Origin of the sequence: Micromonospora sp. NPDC049580 (assembly GCF_040675595.1) — a bacterium.
In the GTDB taxonomy this organism is placed as follows: domain Bacteria; phylum Actinomycetota; class Actinomycetes; order Mycobacteriales; family Micromonosporaceae; genus Micromonospora.
Genome location: NZ_JBFAPG010000006.1, coordinates 23,083 through 38,589 on the forward strand (window position 1 = coordinate 23,083; position 15,507 = coordinate 38,589).

The window sequence follows — 15,507 nt, forward strand, 5'->3', positions numbered from 1 at the left end:
GACTCATGCCGCCGCACCTGCCTTGTGCACGTGCTCGTCCAGCCAGGCCCGGAAGGTGTCGCGGTGCCGGCTGACGGCGTCCCAGTCCCGGTAGAAGTCGTTGTCCCGCACCGAGTAGCCGTGGGCGTAGGAGGGGTGCGCGCCTCCGGGCACCTCGGCCACCGCGGTGACCGCCCAGCCGGGCAGGATCACCTGCCCGGGTACGGGTTCCAACTCGTCCACGATCTCCTCGACGGTGACCAGTGACCGGTGGGCGGCGAGCACCGCCTCCTTCTGCACGCCGGTGATGCCCCACATCTGCACGTTGCCGTTGCGGTCGGCGCGCTGGGCGTGCACCACAGTCACGTCCGGACGCAGGGCGGGGACGGCGGTCAGCGTCTCGCCGGTGAACGGGCAGGTGATGGGCCGGATGTTGGTGGTGTGCTGAGGCAGGTCGGTGCCGGTGTAGCCGCGCAGGACGGCGAACGGCAGCCCGGACGCCCCGGCGACGTACCGGTTGGCCATGCCCGCGTGACTGTGCTCCTCCAGGTCGAGTGGGCGTGGCCAGGCGTGCTGCACGGCGTCCCGGAAGCGGTGCAGCGACCCGACGCCCGGGTTGCCACCCCAGGAGAAGACCAGGCGACGGGCGCAGCCCGCCCCGATGAGCTGGTCGTAGATGACGTCGGGGGTCATCCGCACGAGGGTCAGATCCTGCCGTCCCTGGCGGATGATCTCGTGGCCGGCGGCGAACGGAATGAGGTGCGTGAACCCTTCCAGGGCCACCACGTCGCCGTCGCGAACCAGGTGCGCCACGCCGTCGGTCAGCGAGACGAGCTTCGCCATGGGCCTCCCCGCCTCCTGCCCGAACCGTGCTGCCGCCAGCCGTTCGCTATGCGGACTGCCGTACTCATCTCGAACGTACGACGGGGAACGACATCCGTCAACGACAGGCGGGACCGCCGTCCACAGTGCCCGGCAATCACGCCCGGCGATGCGTTGACGCGAGCCGGACCACGTGCCAACGTTCATGGAGAGAACGGCCGTTCGGTAAGCGAACACCCCGGGCCCTTCGTGAGCGGAAGTCCGCCCGGTCACCCCGGGCCCAGCCCACCGGCCCCACGCTCCGAGGAGGACCGCCATGACACTGCTGGACGTCACGACCTGGCAGGGCACCCTGCACAGCGACGGCTGGGTGGAACCGGCCGGCGGCACGGCACCCGTGCGATCCCCCGCCACCGGCGAGGAGATCGGCCAGGTCGGCCTGGCGAACGCCGAGGACGTGACGCGCGCCTGCGCTCGCGCCGCCGCCGCCCAGCGCGCCTGGGCCGCCACCGGCTACGCCGAACGGGCCGCTGTGCTGCGCCGGGCCGGGCAGCTGTTCGAGCGGCACGCCGCCGAGATCGGCGACTGGATCGTGCGGGAGTCCGGGTCCATCCCACCCAAGGCCGGCGTCGAGACCGACACCGCGGCGCAGGAGTGCTACGAGGCGGCGGCGCTGGCCTCGCACCCGCTCGGCGAGATCATCCCGAGCGCGCAACCGCGGCTCAGCCTGGCTCGCCGGTTGCCCGTCGGCGTCGTCGGGGTCATCGCCCCGTTCAACTTCCCGCTCATCCTGGCCACCCGTTCCGTCGCCCCGGCGCTGGCCCTGGGCAACGCCGTGGTGCTCAAGCCCGATCCGCGCACCGCGGTCTGCGGCGGTGTCTCGATCGCCCGGGTCTTCGAGGAGGCCGGCCTGCCCGACGGGCTGCTGCACGTCCTTCCCGGCGGGGTCGAGGTCGGGGAGGCGCTGGTGGCCGACCCAAACGTACGGGTGATCAGCTTCACCGGGTCGACCGCCGCCGGCCGCAAGGTCGGCGAGGCGGCGGCACGCCACCTCAAACGCGCACATCTCGAACTCGGCGGCAACTCGGCGCTGATCGTGCTCGACGACGCCGATCTGGACCTCGCGGTCTCCGCCGGCGCCTGGGGGTCGTTCCTGCACCAGGGCCAGATCTGCATGACCACCGGCCGGCACCTGGTGCACGAGAGTCTGTCCGAGCGGTACGTCGAGCGTCTGGCGGAGAAGGCGAACCACCTGCCGGTCGGCGACCCGGCGAAGGAGCAGGTGGCGCTCGGGCCGATCATCGACGAGCGTCAGCGCGACAAGGTCCACGCGCTGGTCACGGCGAGCGTCGACGCGGGCGCCCGACTGGCGGCCGGGGGCACGTACGAGGGGCTGTTCTATCGGCCGACGGTGCTCACCGACGTCACCCCCGCGACCCCGGCGTACGCCCAGGAGGTCTTCGGCCCGGTTGCGCCGGTGATCACCTTCGCCGACCAGGACGAGGCCGTGCAGTTGGCCCGGCAGACCGAGTACGGCCTGTCGCTGGGGATCCTCAGCCGTGACGTGATGAGGGCGATGGCCCTCGCCGACCGGATCCCCAGCGGGATCGTGCACATCAACGATCAGACAGTGAGCGACGAGGCGGTGGCGCCGTTCGGTGGGGTGGGGGCGTCCGGCACCGGATCCCGGTTCGGTGGGCCCGCGGCGAACGTCGAGGCGTTCACCGAGACCCAGTGGCTCACCGTGCAGGGCGCCATTCCGCGGTACCCGTTCTGACAGCGGGAGGAGAGGAGCATGCCGGGAATGCGTACCCAGGTCGGCATCGTCGGCGCCGGGCCGGCCGGGCTCATGCTGTCGCACCTGCTGCACCTGCGCGGGATCGAGTCCGTGGTGCTGGAGAGCCGCAGCCGCGACCACGTCGAGCACCGGCTCCGGGCAGGGGTCCTCGAACAGGGCTCGGTCGACCTGCTCTGCCGCAGCGGCGTCGGTGAACGGCTGCGACGGGAGGGGCTGCGCCACGAGGGCATTGAGCTGCGCTTCGCCGGGGAGTCACACCGGGTGCCGATGGCGGATCTGACCGGGCGGGCGATCACCGTCTACGGGCAGCAGGAGGTGGTCAAGGACCTGATCGCCGCCCGACTCGCGGCCGGTGGCTCGATCCTCTTCGAGGCCGACGCGGTACGCCTGGACGGTCTCGACTCGGACTCGCCGGTCGTCCACTTTCGACGGGACGGGCGGGACGAGGAGCTGCACTGCGATTTCGTGGCCGGCTGCGACGGGTTCCACGGGGTGAGCCGCGCTGCGGTGCCCGAGGGGGTGCTGACCACCTATGAGCGGGCGTACCCCTTTGCCTGGTTGGGCGTCCTCGCCGCCGCGCCGCCGGCGGTGGACGAACTCATCTACGCCAACCACGAACGGGGTTTCGCCCTCTACAGCATGCGCTCCCCCGAGATCTCCCGGCTGTATCTACAGGTCGCGCCGGACGAGGACATCGCAGCGTGGCCGGACGAGCGGATCTGGACGGAGCTGCGGGCCCGGTTGGAGACGGTGCCGGGATGGTCGCTCAACGAGGGGCCGATCCTGGAGAAGTCCATCACTCCAATGCGCAGCTTCGTGGTCGAGCCGATGCGCTGGGAGCGGTTGTTCCTGGCCGGGGACGCCGTGCACATCGTCCCACCCACCGGCGCGAAGGGCATGAACCTCGCCCTCGCCGACGTCGCGCTGCTCGGGGACGCGTTCGCCGCGTGGTACGGCGAGGGCCGCACCGATCTGCTGGACGCCTACTCGGCCACAGCGCTACGCCGGGTCTGGCGGGCCCAGCACTTCTCCTGGTGGATGACCTCGATGCTGCACCGGCTGGAGCGCGACGACCCGTACGAGACGAAGCTGCAGACCGCCACGCTGAGGTACGTCGCCACCTCCGAGGCGTACGCCAGGAGCCTGTCCGAGAACTACGTGGGCCTGCCGGACGTCTGACCGCGTCGCCTCCACAGCAGAGCGTTGTTCAACTTATTCATGACGGGCGTCAGAAATTATTGACTTTCAATGCCGGGGTGACTGACCATGGCCAACACAGCGGCGTGCGCCCCCACGCAGCGGTAGTTCACCTGCAGATCCGAGGCATCCGCCGACTTCCGACGCACCCACCACCCCCGCCCAGGAAGGGCCTCGTCAATGAAGAAGGTCATGGCTCTCGGGCTGATCGCCGCTACCGCGATCGCCCTCACCGGATGTACCGACTCCGACGCGTCCAACCCGTCCGACCAGACCTCGGGGGGCCTGCGCAAGGTCCGCGTCGCGGCGCTGCCCATCACCGAGACCGCCGCGCTCTGGGGCGGCGTCAAGGCGGGCATCTTCACCGAGCGCGGGCTCCAGGTCGAGGTGCTGCCCGCCCAGGGCGGCGCGCAGGCCATTCCGGCGCTCCTGAACGGCGACATCGACTTCGCGATCGGCCAGCCCTTCGGCCCGTTCCGGGCCGACCTGCGGGATCTCGGCGTCGTCATCATCGGCAACTACGCCTCCTCGTACGCCGACGGCGACGACATCAACGCCGTGGTCGCCTCCGCGAAGTCCGGCATCAAGCGGCCGGCCGACCTCGCTGGCAAGCGGGTCTCGGTCAACAGCCTGGGCGCGGCCGGCGACGTGACGATCATGGCGGCGGTCGAGAAGGACGGCGGCGACCCGACGAAGATCAAGTTCGTCGAGGTCGCCTTCCCGGACGCCCCGGCCCAGCTCGAATCCGGCAACATCGACGCCGCCTGGGTGCCGGAGCCCTTCGTCACCCAGCTGAAGGCCCGCGGCGACACCTTCGTCGTCGCGCCCTACCAGGCGGTGGTGCCCGGCCTGACCACGCTCACCACCATCACCACAAAGGAACGCACCGAGAAGGACGCCAAGCTGGTCGAGGATTTCACCGCGGCGATGAAGAAGACGCTGGAGTGGGCCAAGGACCCCGCCAACGAAGCGGCGCTGCGGCAGGCCATCAAGGACAACCTGCAGCTGCCCCCGCCGGTGGCCGAGTCGGTGCGGCTGCCGGCCTTCGGTTGGGAGGTCGACCGGTCGAGCCTGCAGACGCTCGCCGAACTCGCGCAGAAGTACAAGGTTCTCGACAAGCAACCCAACTTCGACCGTCTCATCCAGCAGCAGTAGCCGGCGCGATCCCGCCCTCCCCGACCCTCGGACCGGGGAGGGCCTCGCCGCCCGCCTGACGACGGGAGTGACATGCGCGTGTTCCCCACCCGACGCCTGCGCGCGTTACGCAAGGCGCTGCTGGGCGTCGTCGGCCTGACCGGGTTCCTCGTCGTCTGGCAGCTGATCCCGATGCTGGGCCTGATCAACCCGCTGTACCTGCCGTACGTGACGGACGTGCTGGCGCGGCTGTTCGAGCAGCTCGTCGACCTCGCGTTCTGGCGGCGGCTGGGCAGCACCATGACGTCCTGGGCGATCGGCCTGACGGTGGCGACGGTCGCCGCCCTCGTCCTCGGCACGGTCGTCGGGTTGGTGCCGTTCCTGCGGCGCGCGACCCACACGATGGTCGAGTTCCTGCGACCGATCCCGTCGGTCGCCCTCATCCCGCTCGCCGTGCTGATGTTCGGCATCCAGCGGCAGGCCGCCCTCGTCATCATCATCTACGCGTCGTTCTGGCAGGTGTTCGTGCAGGTGATCTACGGCGTCGCCGACGTCGACGCGGTGGCTCGCGACACCGCCCGCAGTTTCGGTCTGACCCGGCGGGAGCAGTTGTCGCACCTCGTCCTGCCGACCACCCTGCCGTACCTCATGACGGGCCTGCGCCTCGCCGCCGCGGTGGCGCTCATCCTCGCCATCACCGCGGAGATGGTGATCGGTAACCCCGGCCTCGGGCGCATGATCGAGCTGTCCCGGTCCGCCGGAGACGCCGCCGGCCTGTACGCGCTGGTAGTGGTCACCGGCCTGCTCGGACTCATGGTGAACATCGTCTTCCGGTTCATCGAGCGTCAGGTGCTGTCGTGGCACCAGTCGGTACGAGGAGAGGAGCCGTTGTGACCGCGTACACCGGGCGGATCGCCACCACGGCACGCAGCCGGACGGTCGGATCCCGGATCGCGACGAGTCTGCTCTACCCGCTGGGGCTGCCGACGCTGCTGCTGGTGCTCTGGGGTCTGGTGGCGACGAGGACGACGAGTCGGTTCTTCCCCGACCCGTTGACGATCGCCGAAGCCTTCCGGGAGACCTGGGTCGGCCCGGCGTTCGTCGAGGACGTACTGCCCAGCCTCGCCCGCCTCGGCCTCGGTGTCGTCGCGTCCATTGTGCTCGGCATCGCCGCCGGCACCGTCATCGGGCTGACCCGCTGGTTGCGCGAACTCCTCGAACCGCTGTTGGAGTTCCTCCGGGCCATCCCGCCACCGGTGCTGATCCCGGTGGTGATGCTCCTGCTCGGGATCACCGACACCATGAAGGTGGTCGTGATCGCCTCCGGCGCGGTCTGGCCGATCCTGCTGAACACGATCGAGGGTGTCCGGGGGACGGACAGCGTCATGACGGAGACCGCGGAATCGTTCCAGGTCACTTGGTGGGAGCGGCTCTGGTTCCTCGTTCTCCCGGCCGCCAGCCCACGGATCATGGCTGGGGTTCGGCAGGCCCTCTCGGTCGCGCTGATCCTGATGGTCATCTCCGAGATGTTCGCCTCCTCCTCCGGCCTCGGCTACCGGATCGCCTACTTCCAGCGCAACTACCTGATCGCCGAGATGTGGAGTGGCATCCTCCTCCTCGGTCTCGTCGGCGTCTTCCTCGCCGTAGCTTTCGGTCTCGTCGAACGGCGTGTTCTGCGCTGGTACCACGGAATCAGGGAGGTCAACCGTGCCTGATCGGAGCACCCTGCTGCGGGTGGAGCACCTGCGGAAGGTCTACGAGTCGGCGACGGGCACCGTCGAGGCGATCGGGGACATCAGCTTCACGATGGACGCCGGTGAGCTCGTCTGCATCGTCGGGCCGTCCGGATGTGGCAAGACCACCCTGCTGAAGTGCCTCGCCGGCCTGCTGCGGCCCACCAGCGGCGTGGTCGAGATGGACGGCTCGCCGGTGACCGGGCCCAGCCCGGCCATGGCCGTCGTCTTCCAGGAGTACGGTCGCAGCCTCTACCCCTGGCTGACGGTGCGCGGAAACGTCGAGCTGCCACTGCGGCACAAGAAGCTCACCCGCGCGGCCCGGAACAAGCTGGTCGTCGACGCTCTTGAGGCGGTGGGCCTCGCGCACGCCGCGCGAAGCCACCCGTGGCAGCTCTCCGGGGGGATGCAACAGCGGGTGGCGATCGCGCGGGCGATCGCCTACCAGCCCGATGTCCTGATCATGGACGAGCCGTTCGCGGCCGTTGACGCGCAGACCCGGGCCGACCTGGAGGACCTGGTGCGTGAGCTGCACGCCAGCCGCACCATCTCGGTTGTCTTCGTCACCCACGACATCGACGAGTCGGTGTATCTCGGTCAGCGGGTTCTAGTATTGTCCACGTCGCCGACCTGGGTCCAGGAGGACCTCGCGATCGACCTGCCGCCGGAGCGCGATCAGATCACGACCCGCGCTCTGCCCCGTTTCGCGGAACTGCGGACGCACGTCTACGAGCAGATCCAGCGGGCCAAGCGCGGGCAGGCTGTGGCCCCGCGGTCCGCGCGGTGATCGGCGGCCAGGCCAACGAGTTCGCCGAAGGGAAGGGCTGTGGGTAGTCGTCAGCCGAAGCAGTTGTTGCTCGCCTTCTTCGGCGAGCACGTCGTCGACGCCGCCACCGGACCCATCCGGGCCAGCGCTCTGATCAACGTGCTGGAAGGCGCGGACGTCGCCGCGCCGGCCACCCGCGCGACCCTCGACCGTCTCGTGCACAGCGGCATCCTCGCCCGCAGCCGGAGCGGCCGGGAGACGCTGTTCTCACTGACCGAGCACGGGGCCGCGGTGTTGCGCGAGGCGACGGACCGCGTTCGCGGCCCGCGGCCGTTCGACCCACAGGGCAGCGGGTGGACCCTGGTCACCTTCTCGATCCCGGAGGGCCAGCGGATGCTGCGGCACCGGCTGCGTTCCACCCTCACCTGGGAGGGCTTCGCGCCGCTGCGGGACGGGCTCTGGCTCGCGCCCGGCGAGGTCGACCTCGCCGGGTCGTTGGAGCGGCTGCGGCAGGACCTCGCGCCCAACACGGTGGTCGCCTTCCACGCCCGTGAACTCGCCGGCTTCCCGATCGGCGAGAGCGTGCGCGCGGCCTGGGACATCGAGGCGATCCGACGTGCGCACCTCGCCTTCATCGAGGTGTGGGACGACCCGTCGCTGGCGATGGCGCCGAGCGCCCTCACCGTACGAACCATGCTCGTGGCGGACTGGCTCGCGCTGCTGCGCGCCGACCCGAGGCTGCCGGCCGAGTTCATGGACGCGGAATGGCCCGCCGCGAGATCGGTGCGGACCTACCGCCGGGTGCACGACAAGCTGGCCGAGGCGTCCGCTGCGGAGTTCGCCGAACTCGTCGCGGCCCGGCCCGCGACTAGGCGCCGAATCGGGTCCGCAGATCGGCCTTCCGCACCTTCCCCGACGCCGTCCGCGGCAGCTCGTCCACGATGATGACGTTCTTCGGGAGCTTGTAGCGCGCGATCCTGCCGTCCAGGCGGGCCCGTACCGTGGCGGTGTCCACGGACGCCCCGTCCCGGACGGTCACGATCGCCCACGGCACCTCCCCCCAACGCTCGTCCGGTACGCCGATGACCGCAGCCGAGGTCACCCCGTCGACCTCGGTGAGCAGTTGCTCGAGTTCGAGCGGGTAGATGTTCTCGCCCCCCGAAATGATCATGTCCTTGAGGCGGCCGGAGATGTAGAGGTAACCGTCGGCGTCCAGGTGGCCGAGGTCGCCGGAGCGGAACCACCCGTCGGCAGTGAACGCCTCGGCGGTCGCCTCCGGCAGCCCGTGGTAGCCGGGGAAGACGTTGGGACCGGCCACCTCGATCTCACCGACAGCGCCGGCGGGCAGCACCGCACCGGCCGCATCGGTGATCCGCACGTCGGTGAAGAAGTGCGGCAGACCGACACTGCCCTGCTTGACGCGGGTCATCGTGGGCGGCAGCGCGGTGGCGCCCGGCGCGGCCTCGGTCATTCCGTAACCCTGGGAGAACGACAGGCCCCGCGCCTCGTACGCGTTGAGGATGCGGGCCGGCACCGCCGACCCTCCGCAGGTGAGCTTCGTCAACGTCGACAGGTCGGTCGACGCCCAGGCGGGGTGGTCGGCCAGCAGCTGGTAGGTGGTCGGCACACCGCTGAGCATGGTGACCCCGTGCCGCTCGATCTGGGCGAGCGCGCGGCCCGGCTCGAAGCCCCTCGCGATGACCATCGTGGCGCCCTTGAGGATGACGGGCAGGGCGCCCATCCCGAGCGAGGCGACGTGGAACAGCGGCGAGATCATGAGGGCGACGTCGGTGGAGACGACGTCGTAGTCGACCACACAGTTGAGCGCCACCCAGGTGAGGTTGCCGTGGGTCAGCACCGCACCCTTGGCCCGACCGGTCGTGCCCGAGGTGTAGATGATCGCCGCCGGGTCCTGGTGGACGGTGTCGGCAGGGTCGCCGAACGCGGTGCCGACGGCCCGGGCCAGGTGGTCCAACCCCGGCCGGTCCGCGGTGCCCTCGCCGTTGACGATGACGTACGGGGTCCGGGCGGTCGCCGCGGCGGAGGCCACCGGCACCGCGAAGTCCGGGTCGTGGATCAGCACCCGCGCGGCACAGTCGGCGAGGACATGGGCGATCTCGGGTGCGGCGAGCCGGGTGTTGACCGGCACGAAGACGGCACCGACCTGCGCCGCCCCGAACATCACCTGGAGGAGTTCGGGGCTGTTCTCGCCCAGGTAGGCGACGGGGTCACCCTTGCCGACGCCCCACTCCCGCAGCACCGCCGAGATCCGGTCCACGGCGTCGGCGAACTGGCGGTACGTCATGGGCGACCGGTCGCCGTGGATGATCGCGATCTGGTCCGGGGACTTGAGCCGGCGCTTGGCCAGCCAGGCGCCAATTCCGTGCTGGTGCATCATCAATCTCCTGGGGGTGGAGGTGGTGTGCTCGCCCGGCTCGACGGATGCCCCCGGGCTCAGGCGTAGAAGCGGTACAGCCCGCGCGCGACGACCGCCGGCTTGGTCCCGCCCTCGATCTCGATCGTCTGGTCGACGGCGAGCTGGTAGCCGCCGCGGACCTCGACGACCTCGACGACTGTGGCCCGCATGCGCACCCGAGCCCCGACCACGACCGGCGCGGGGAAGCGCACCTTGTCGAGGCCGTAGTTCACCTTCGTGGTCACGCCCTTGACCTCGAGCAGCTCGGTCCAGAAGGGAACCGCCAGGGAGAGGGTGAGGAAGCCGTGCGCGATCGGCGCGCCGAACGGGCCGGTCATCGCCCGCTCCGGGTCGACGTGGATCCACTGGTGGTCGTCCGTGGCGTCCGCGAACAGGTCCACCTGGTCCTGGGTGACAGTGCGGTACCCGGTGTGGCCGAGGTCGGTGCCGGCGAGGTCGCCGAGCCGCTCGTAGGTGATGGTCGTCGTCATGGCGTTTCCTCTCGTCGTCACCGGGCCAGGCCCAGCAGTCGGGCCGCGTTGTCCTTCAGGATGCCCGGGAGCACGTCCGGCTTGAGATCGGTCGACTGCACGTCGCGAAGCCACCGGTCCGGGGTGAGCATCGGGTAGTCGGTGCCGAAGAGCACCCGGCGCTTCAACAGCGAATTCGCGTAGCGCACCAGCTCGGCCGGGAAGTACTTCGGGCTCCAGCCGGACAGGTCGATCCAGGTGTTGTGCTTGTGCGTGGCCACCGACAACGCCTCGTCCTGCCAGGGCACCGACGGGTGGGCCATGATGATCTGGAGGTCGGGGAAGTCGGCCGCGATCGGGTCGAGCAGGATCGGGTTCGACCGGCCGAGGCGCAGGCCGTAACCGCCCGGCGTACCCGCGCCGATGCCGGTCTGCCCGGTGTGGAAGAGCGCCGGGACGCCGGCCCGCTCCAGCAGGCCCCACAGCGGCGCGTACTCGTCGTGGCTGGGATCGAAGCCCTGCACAGTGGGGTGGAACTTGAAACCGCGGACGCCCTCCTCCCGGATCAACCGGTCGGCGAGTTCGACTGCCGCTCCCCCGGTGCGCGGGTCCACCGAACCGAACGGGATGAGCACGTCGGCGTGCTCGGTCGCCGCGCGGGCGATCTCGACGCTGGACAGTGGCTGGTGCTTCAGTTGGGTACGCGCGTCCACGGTGAAGACGACAGCCGCCATGTGCCGCTCGCGGTAGTACCGCGCCACCGCGTCGACAGCGGGCCGTGGGCCGTCGGTCTTGAAGTACGCCGACGCCGCTGCCACGAGCGGTTCGGGCAGTGAGGTGTGACCGTGGTCGTCGACCTCGATGTGCACGTGCATGTCGATCGCCGTGACGTCATCGAGGTCGATCGCGGGCTGGTACATGGGCCAACCTCCGTCGGGCGGGTCGGTGCGGGCAGGTCTGCTCGGGCCGGTCAGGACGGCGCGGGCTCGAACTCCTCGGGAAGTTTCGGGAAGCGTTCGCCGACACTCTGCGCGGCACCGGCGAACCTCGTCGGCCAAGCCTCCACCAGCGCGTCGTACGTCCAGCCACCCTCGCGGTGCGCGGTCAGCGCCGCCTCCGGGTGAGTCCAGATCTGCAGGCGGTCCCCGCCGACACCGATCACCTGCCCGGTCACCGAGGCCGCCGCGTCGGAGCCGAGGAACGCGACCAGCCCGGCCACGTCCTCGGCCGTGCCGAATCCCAGCTCGTGTCGGAAGAACGCGGGCATCGGCTCGCCGTTCGCCTCGGCCCGCACCGCCGCCGCGAAGTAGGGAACGGTGGCGGTCATCGCGGTCGCGGCGACCGGAACGACGGTGTTGGCGGTGATGCCGGCCCGCTTCAGCTCCAGCGCCCAGGTCCGGACCATGCCGACGATGCCCGCCTTGGCGGCCGCGTAGTTGGTCTGGCCGAAGGTGCCCCGCTGCCCGGTGGGCGATCCGACGCAGATGATCCGCCCGCCCTCACCGGCCTGCCGCATGTGCTGCACCGCCTCACGGACTGTGGTGAACGTGCCGCGCAGGTGCACGTTGATGACGGTGTCGAAGTCGTCGTCGCTCATCTTCCACAGCACGCTGTCGCGCAGCACGCCGGCGTTGGTGACGAGGATGTCCAGCCGTCCGAAGTGCTCCACCGCCGTGCTGACGAGTTCCTTCGCGGTCTCGGTCGGGCCGACCGGTGCGACCACCGCGACGGCCCGACCGCCGGACGCCTCGATCGTCGCCACGGCGTCGGCGGTGGCCTCGGCGTCGACGTCGTTGAGCACGACCGCGGCGCCCCGCCGCGCCAACTCCTGCGCGTAGGCGAGGCCGAGACCCCGCCCGGCCCCGGTGACGATGGCGACTTTGCCGTGCAGAGACATGAGTGCTCCCTTTCGTCGATGCCGGACCTCCGGGTAACACGCGCACCGGAAACGTAATGCAAAATTTGATCGGGCGTCAACGATTTGCAGTCTGTCTACATCAGACGGCCGGACGGGTCGAGTTACTCAGCGCCCGGGAGACCACCCGGCCGGCGGCCTGCACCAGTGGCGCCAACGCCACCGGGTCCGCCCGGTCGTAGGCGACCACCAGCGAGATCGCCGCCACCACACCCTCCGGTACGCGGATCGGCGCGGCCACCGAGAGGGCGTCCATCGTGACCTGACGGTCGCTGACCGCGTACCGGGCCCGGCGCACCTCGGCGAGGCAGCGACGAAGCCGCTTCGGGTCGGTGATGGTCAGATCGGTGTACCGCTCCAGCGGCGCGGCCAGCACCTGCTCCTGAACCTCGGCGGGCGCGTGGGCGAGCAGGACCAGCCCGACGCCTGTCGCGTGCAGCGCGAAGCGACCCCCCACCCGGGTGAGCACGGGTACCGCGTGTCGCCCGGCGATCCGTTCGATGAAGACGAGTTCGAGATCCTGCCGGACGGCGAGCTGGACGTTCTCGTGGGTCACCTCGTACAGGTCCTCCATCACCGGCAGGGCCAGCTCCCGCAGCCCCAGGCCCCTCGGGGCGAGCGAGCCCACCTCCCACAGCCGCAGACCGATCCGGTACCGCCCGTCGTCGCCGCGTTCAAGTGCCCCCCACGCGACCAGCTCCGCGGCCCGCCGGTACACGGTGGGCAGTGGCATCCCGGTGCGACGCGCCAACTCGCTCAGGGTCAACGCCGGGGTGGCCGGGCTGAACGCGTCGAGCAACGCCAGCACCTTGCTCGTCACCGACCGTCCCGGTTCTGCGCGCACCCCGTCATCATCCCCGCCCACGTCGGGCGCTCACAGCTCCAGCACGAGTCGGGGCGTACGGGCCCGGGAGACACAGATCATCATGGTGTCCCCGGCGGCCCGCTCCTGCGCGGTGAGCAGGCTGTCGCGATGCTCCGGCACACCGGCGAGCACCGGCGTCTCGCAGGTGCCGCAGGTGCCCTCCCGACAGGACGAGAGGACCTGCACCCCGGCCTCCTCCACCGCCTGCAGAATCGACGTGCCCGGCGGCACTGTCACCGTCCGCCCGGAGAGCGCGAGTTCGACCTCGATCGTCGTCTCCGGCGCGCCGGTGTCGCCCCGGGCGGTGAAACGCTCGACGTGCAGGCAGCCGGGTGGCCAGCCGCGGCAGTGCTCCTCGACCGCGGTGATCAGTGGTTCCGGGCCGCAGCAGTAGACGAGCCCGGTGCCGGGCCGGCCCAGCAACCCGGCCAGGTCGAGCAGCCCGGTCTCGTCCTGCGGGTGCAGGCTCACCCGGTCGCCGTACTTCTCCCGCAAGGTGGTGGCGAAGGCCATGGTGGCCCGGCTGCGTCCGCCGTACACCAGCCGCCAGTCGGCGCCCGCGGCGTCGGCTGCGGCGACCATCGGTGCGATGGGGGTGATGCCGATGCCGCCGGCAATGAAGAGATAGCGCCGCGCCGCGACCAGCGGGAAGGTGTTGCGCGGTCCGCTCACCCGGACGGTCGCGCCGACGGTGAGCCGCTCGTGCGCCAGCCGGGAGCCGCCGCGCCCGTTCGGTTCGCGCTGCACCGCGACCCGCAGGACGGCCCGCTCCGCCGGGTCACCGCAGAGGGAGTACTGACGGGCCAGCCCGGCGCCCAACTCCAGGTCGATGTGCGCGCCCGGCGCCCACTCGGGCAGGTCACCGCCGTCGGCGCGACAGAGGCCGATCGCCACCACCTCGGCCGCCACCTGATCGCGGCCGACGACCACCAGCTCGACACCGGTCAGCACGTCCACAGTCACTCGCGCATCGCCAGCCGCCTCGGCGGTCCGGGCACCGGCACCGCCTCGCCCTGGTGGCCCTGCGGGTGGCCGAGCAGCCACTCCCACAACTCGACCGGTTCCTCGCTGCGGCGCTCGGCCCCACAGTGGCAGGTCCCGCGCAGAGTGTCGGTGCCCGGCACCCAGTGGATCCGGTAGAGCCGGTCCCCGGTGAGGGAGCCTTCCCGGGACCTCACCGCGCCGCTCCCACCGTCCCCGACCCGACCATCCGCGCCAGCAGCCGCCGGGCGGCCAGGCCACCGGTGTCGATGTTGATGCTCAGCTCCTGGTACCTGTCCGGCTCGGTGGCGATCACCTGCTCCAGGATGTTGAGCGCGGTCACGTCCTGCATGACGACTGTGTGATTGCTGTGGTGGAGGTACTCGCTGACCGACTCGTCGTCGATCGCGAAGTCGCGCGCCACCGCCCAGAAGTCATAGGTGGTGTGTTCCGTCGACGGGGTGATGGCGTACACGATCTCGGCGTGGAACGCTTCGCGGTCCTCGCCCTCGGCGGGCGGGTAGACACCCTGCGGCGCGATCCGGCTGTGCAGCAGGTAGAGGCAGGGCGGGTGGTACTCGATGTCCTGCCACCGGGTGATCCGGCCCTGGATGCCTGTGGAGCGCGCGTAGAACGGCGGGCACTCGGCGTCGTCCATGTGCCGACCGACGTAGACGATCCCCCGGTCCTCGTCCACCTCGGTGGTGATCGGGGTGTTCGCCACCTCCGGGGTGCCGATGTAACCGCCGTGCAGATAGGTCTCGTGGGACAGGTCCAGGAGGTTGTCCACCAGCAGGCCGTACCGCGCGTTCAGTGGCGCCATGCCCCGCACCACCGCGTAGCGCGGGTCGGCCAGCCACGGTGCGCGGGGAATCGCAGCCGGGTCGGCCCGGTCCAGGTCGCCGATCCAGACCCAGATGAGCGAGTCCTGTTCCACCACCGGGAACGAGACCACCCGCGCGGTGCGCGGGATGCGCTGTTGACCCGGTACGAAGACGCAGGCGCCGGTCGGATCGTAGGTGAAGCCGTGGTAGCCGCAGACGATCGTGTCGCCGTCGAGCCGGCTCTCGGAGAGCGGGAAGCGTCGGTGTACGCACCGGTCGGCGAGCGCCACCGCCTGCCCGGCACCGGTGCGGTACAGCACCAGCGGCTCACCGAGCACCGTTCGGGCGAGCAGGTTCCGCCCCACCTCGCTGCCGTAGGCGGCCACGTACCACTGGTTACGCGCGAATGCCATGCGACCGGACCTCCATGCCGACGGACGTCGATGGAGCCGGATCGTCCCGTGCGGTGTCCCCGCTGGGGAACCGGAGCTTTCACTGGATGAAAGGCCGGGGCATTCGCACCTGCATGCCGGTCGCCGAGGTGGCGCGGGAGACCGGCATGCCCATCAGGTAGTACAGGGCGATGGCGGTGCGCTGCTCCTCGGGC

The 15,507-nt window shown here is 70.6% G+C and carries 16 protein-coding genes; 7 read left to right on the plus strand and 9 right to left on the minus strand.

What is annotated here, in order from left to right:
* Positions 1-3: 3 nt before the first annotated feature.
* The gene (locus AB0J68_RS01220; protein WP_354857529.1) at positions 4-822 is read right to left on the minus strand and encodes a CoA transferase subunit A; all 819 of its coding nucleotides are present in this window, start codon (positions 820-822) and stop codon (positions 4-6) included.
* 295 nt (positions 823-1,117) lie between these two features.
* On the opposite strand from AB0J68_RS01220, the gene AB0J68_RS01225 reads away from it, so the two are divergent.
* From AB0J68_RS01225 to AB0J68_RS01255, 7 genes are all read left to right on the plus strand, one after another.
* Entirely contained in the window at positions 1,118-2,578 is a 1,461-nt protein-coding gene (locus AB0J68_RS01225) for a benzaldehyde dehydrogenase (protein WP_363935324.1), read from the plus strand.
* A gap of 18 nt (positions 2,579-2,596) precedes the next feature.
* Positions 2,597-3,778 carry a 4-hydroxybenzoate 3-monooxygenase gene (gene pobA, locus AB0J68_RS01230; RefSeq protein WP_363935325.1) on the plus strand — a complete coding sequence of 394 codons (1,182 nt, stop codon included), beginning with the start codon at positions 2,597-2,599 and terminating at the stop codon, positions 3,776-3,778.
* Positions 3,779-3,988: 210 nt separating this feature from the next.
* Positions 3,989-4,951 (plus strand): ABC transporter substrate-binding protein, encoded by a 963-nt coding sequence (locus AB0J68_RS01235; protein WP_363935327.1) that lies wholly within the window; start codon positions 3,989-3,991, stop codon positions 4,949-4,951.
* Positions 4,952-5,023: 72 nt separating this feature from the next.
* Positions 5,024-5,824: an ABC transporter permease gene (locus tag AB0J68_RS01240; RefSeq protein WP_363935329.1), complete on the plus strand. Its 801-nt coding sequence runs from the start codon at positions 5,024-5,026 to the stop codon at positions 5,822-5,824.
* Positions 5,821-6,645, plus strand: coding sequence for an ABC transporter permease (locus AB0J68_RS01245; protein WP_355139670.1), 825 nt, complete (start codon positions 5,821-5,823; stop codon positions 6,643-6,645). Before AB0J68_RS01240 ends, AB0J68_RS01245 begins: the two co-directional genes overlap by 4 nt.
* Positions 6,638-7,450, plus strand: coding sequence for an ABC transporter ATP-binding protein (locus AB0J68_RS01250; RefSeq protein ID WP_363935330.1), 813 nt, complete (start codon positions 6,638-6,640; stop codon positions 7,448-7,450). The genes AB0J68_RS01245 and AB0J68_RS01250 overlap by 8 nt, the downstream gene beginning before the upstream one ends.
* A gap of 39 nt (positions 7,451-7,489) precedes the next feature.
* Positions 7,490-8,374: a PaaX family transcriptional regulator C-terminal domain-containing protein gene (locus AB0J68_RS01255; RefSeq protein WP_355066776.1), complete on the plus strand. Its 885-nt coding sequence runs from the start codon at positions 7,490-7,492 to the stop codon at positions 8,372-8,374.
* Here AB0J68_RS01255 and AB0J68_RS01260 read toward each other — a convergent pair.
* The 8 genes from AB0J68_RS01260 to AB0J68_RS01295 all read right to left on the minus strand — a co-directional run bounded on the left by AB0J68_RS01260 (position 8,298) and on the right by AB0J68_RS01295 (position 15,313).
* The gene (locus AB0J68_RS01260; protein WP_363935332.1) at positions 8,298-9,827 is read right to left on the minus strand and encodes a long-chain fatty acid--CoA ligase; all 1,530 of its coding nucleotides are present in this window, start codon (positions 9,825-9,827) and stop codon (positions 8,298-8,300) included. The genes AB0J68_RS01255 and AB0J68_RS01260 overlap by 77 nt on opposite strands.
* 56 nt (positions 9,828-9,883) lie before the next feature.
* Complete coding sequence (locus AB0J68_RS01265) at positions 9,884-10,336, minus strand: MaoC family dehydratase (RefSeq protein WP_363935334.1); 453 nt, start codon at positions 10,334-10,336, stop codon at positions 9,884-9,886.
* A 17-nt stretch (positions 10,337-10,353) separates the two neighbouring features.
* Positions 10,354-11,235, minus strand: coding sequence for an amidohydrolase family protein (locus AB0J68_RS01270; RefSeq protein WP_354857551.1), 882 nt, complete (start codon positions 11,233-11,235; stop codon positions 10,354-10,356).
* Positions 11,236-11,285: 50 nt separating this feature from the next.
* Positions 11,286-12,212 carry an SDR family NAD(P)-dependent oxidoreductase gene (locus AB0J68_RS01275; RefSeq protein WP_363935336.1) on the minus strand — a complete coding sequence of 309 codons (927 nt, stop codon included), beginning with the start codon at positions 12,210-12,212 and terminating at the stop codon, positions 11,286-11,288.
* 100 nt (positions 12,213-12,312) lie between these two features.
* Complete coding sequence (locus tag AB0J68_RS01280; RefSeq protein ID WP_363935338.1) at positions 12,313-13,074, minus strand: IclR family transcriptional regulator; 762 nt, start codon at positions 13,072-13,074, stop codon at positions 12,313-12,315.
* A gap of 30 nt (positions 13,075-13,104) precedes the next feature.
* Positions 13,105-14,058 carry a PDR/VanB family oxidoreductase gene (locus AB0J68_RS01285; protein ID WP_363935339.1) on the minus strand — a complete coding sequence of 318 codons (954 nt, stop codon included), beginning with the start codon at positions 14,056-14,058 and terminating at the stop codon, positions 13,105-13,107.
* The gene (locus AB0J68_RS01290) at positions 14,055-14,273 is read right to left on the minus strand and encodes a hypothetical protein (protein ID WP_363935341.1); all 219 of its coding nucleotides are present in this window, start codon (positions 14,271-14,273) and stop codon (positions 14,055-14,057) included. The genes AB0J68_RS01285 and AB0J68_RS01290 overlap by 4 nt, the downstream gene beginning before the upstream one ends.
* Positions 14,270-15,313: an aromatic ring-hydroxylating dioxygenase subunit alpha gene (locus tag AB0J68_RS01295; protein WP_363935343.1), complete on the minus strand. Its 1,044-nt coding sequence runs from the start codon at positions 15,311-15,313 to the stop codon at positions 14,270-14,272. Before AB0J68_RS01295 ends, AB0J68_RS01290 begins: the two co-directional genes overlap by 4 nt.
* Between the last annotated feature and the right edge of the window lie 194 nt (positions 15,314-15,507).

Bases quoted from the DNA above. Each gene is read 5' to 3' on its own strand.
- AB0J68_RS01220 (WP_354857529.1), bottom strand. From the start codon at position 822: ATGGCGAAGCTCGTCTCGCTGACCGACGGCGTGGCGCACCTGGTTCGC.
- AB0J68_RS01225 (WP_363935324.1), top strand. From the start codon at position 1,118: ATGACACTGCTGGACGTCACGACCTGGCAGGGCACCCTGCACAGCGAC.
- pobA (WP_363935325.1), top strand. From the start codon at position 2,597: ATGCCGGGAATGCGTACCCAGGTCGGCATCGTCGGCGCCGGGCCGGCC.
- AB0J68_RS01235 (WP_363935327.1), top strand. From the start codon at position 3,989: ATGGCTCTCGGGCTGATCGCCGCTACCGCGATCGCCCTCACCGGATGT.
- AB0J68_RS01240 (WP_363935329.1), top strand. From the start codon at position 5,024: ATGCGCGTGTTCCCCACCCGACGCCTGCGCGCGTTACGCAAGGCGCTG.
- AB0J68_RS01260 (WP_363935332.1), bottom strand. From the start codon at position 9,827: ATGATGCACCAGCACGGAATTGGCGCCTGGCTGGCCAAGCGCCGGCTC.
- AB0J68_RS01265 (WP_363935334.1), bottom strand. From the start codon at position 10,336: ATGACGACGACCATCACCTACGAGCGGCTCGGCGACCTCGCCGGCACC.
- AB0J68_RS01270 (WP_354857551.1), bottom strand. From the start codon at position 11,235: ATGTACCAGCCCGCGATCGACCTCGATGACGTCACGGCGATCGACATG.
- AB0J68_RS01275 (WP_363935336.1), bottom strand. From the start codon at position 12,212: ATGTCTCTGCACGGCAAAGTCGCCATCGTCACCGGGGCCGGGCGGGGT.
- AB0J68_RS01295 (WP_363935343.1), bottom strand. From the start codon at position 15,313: ATGGCATTCGCGCGTAACCAGTGGTACGTGGCCGCCTACGGCAGCGAG.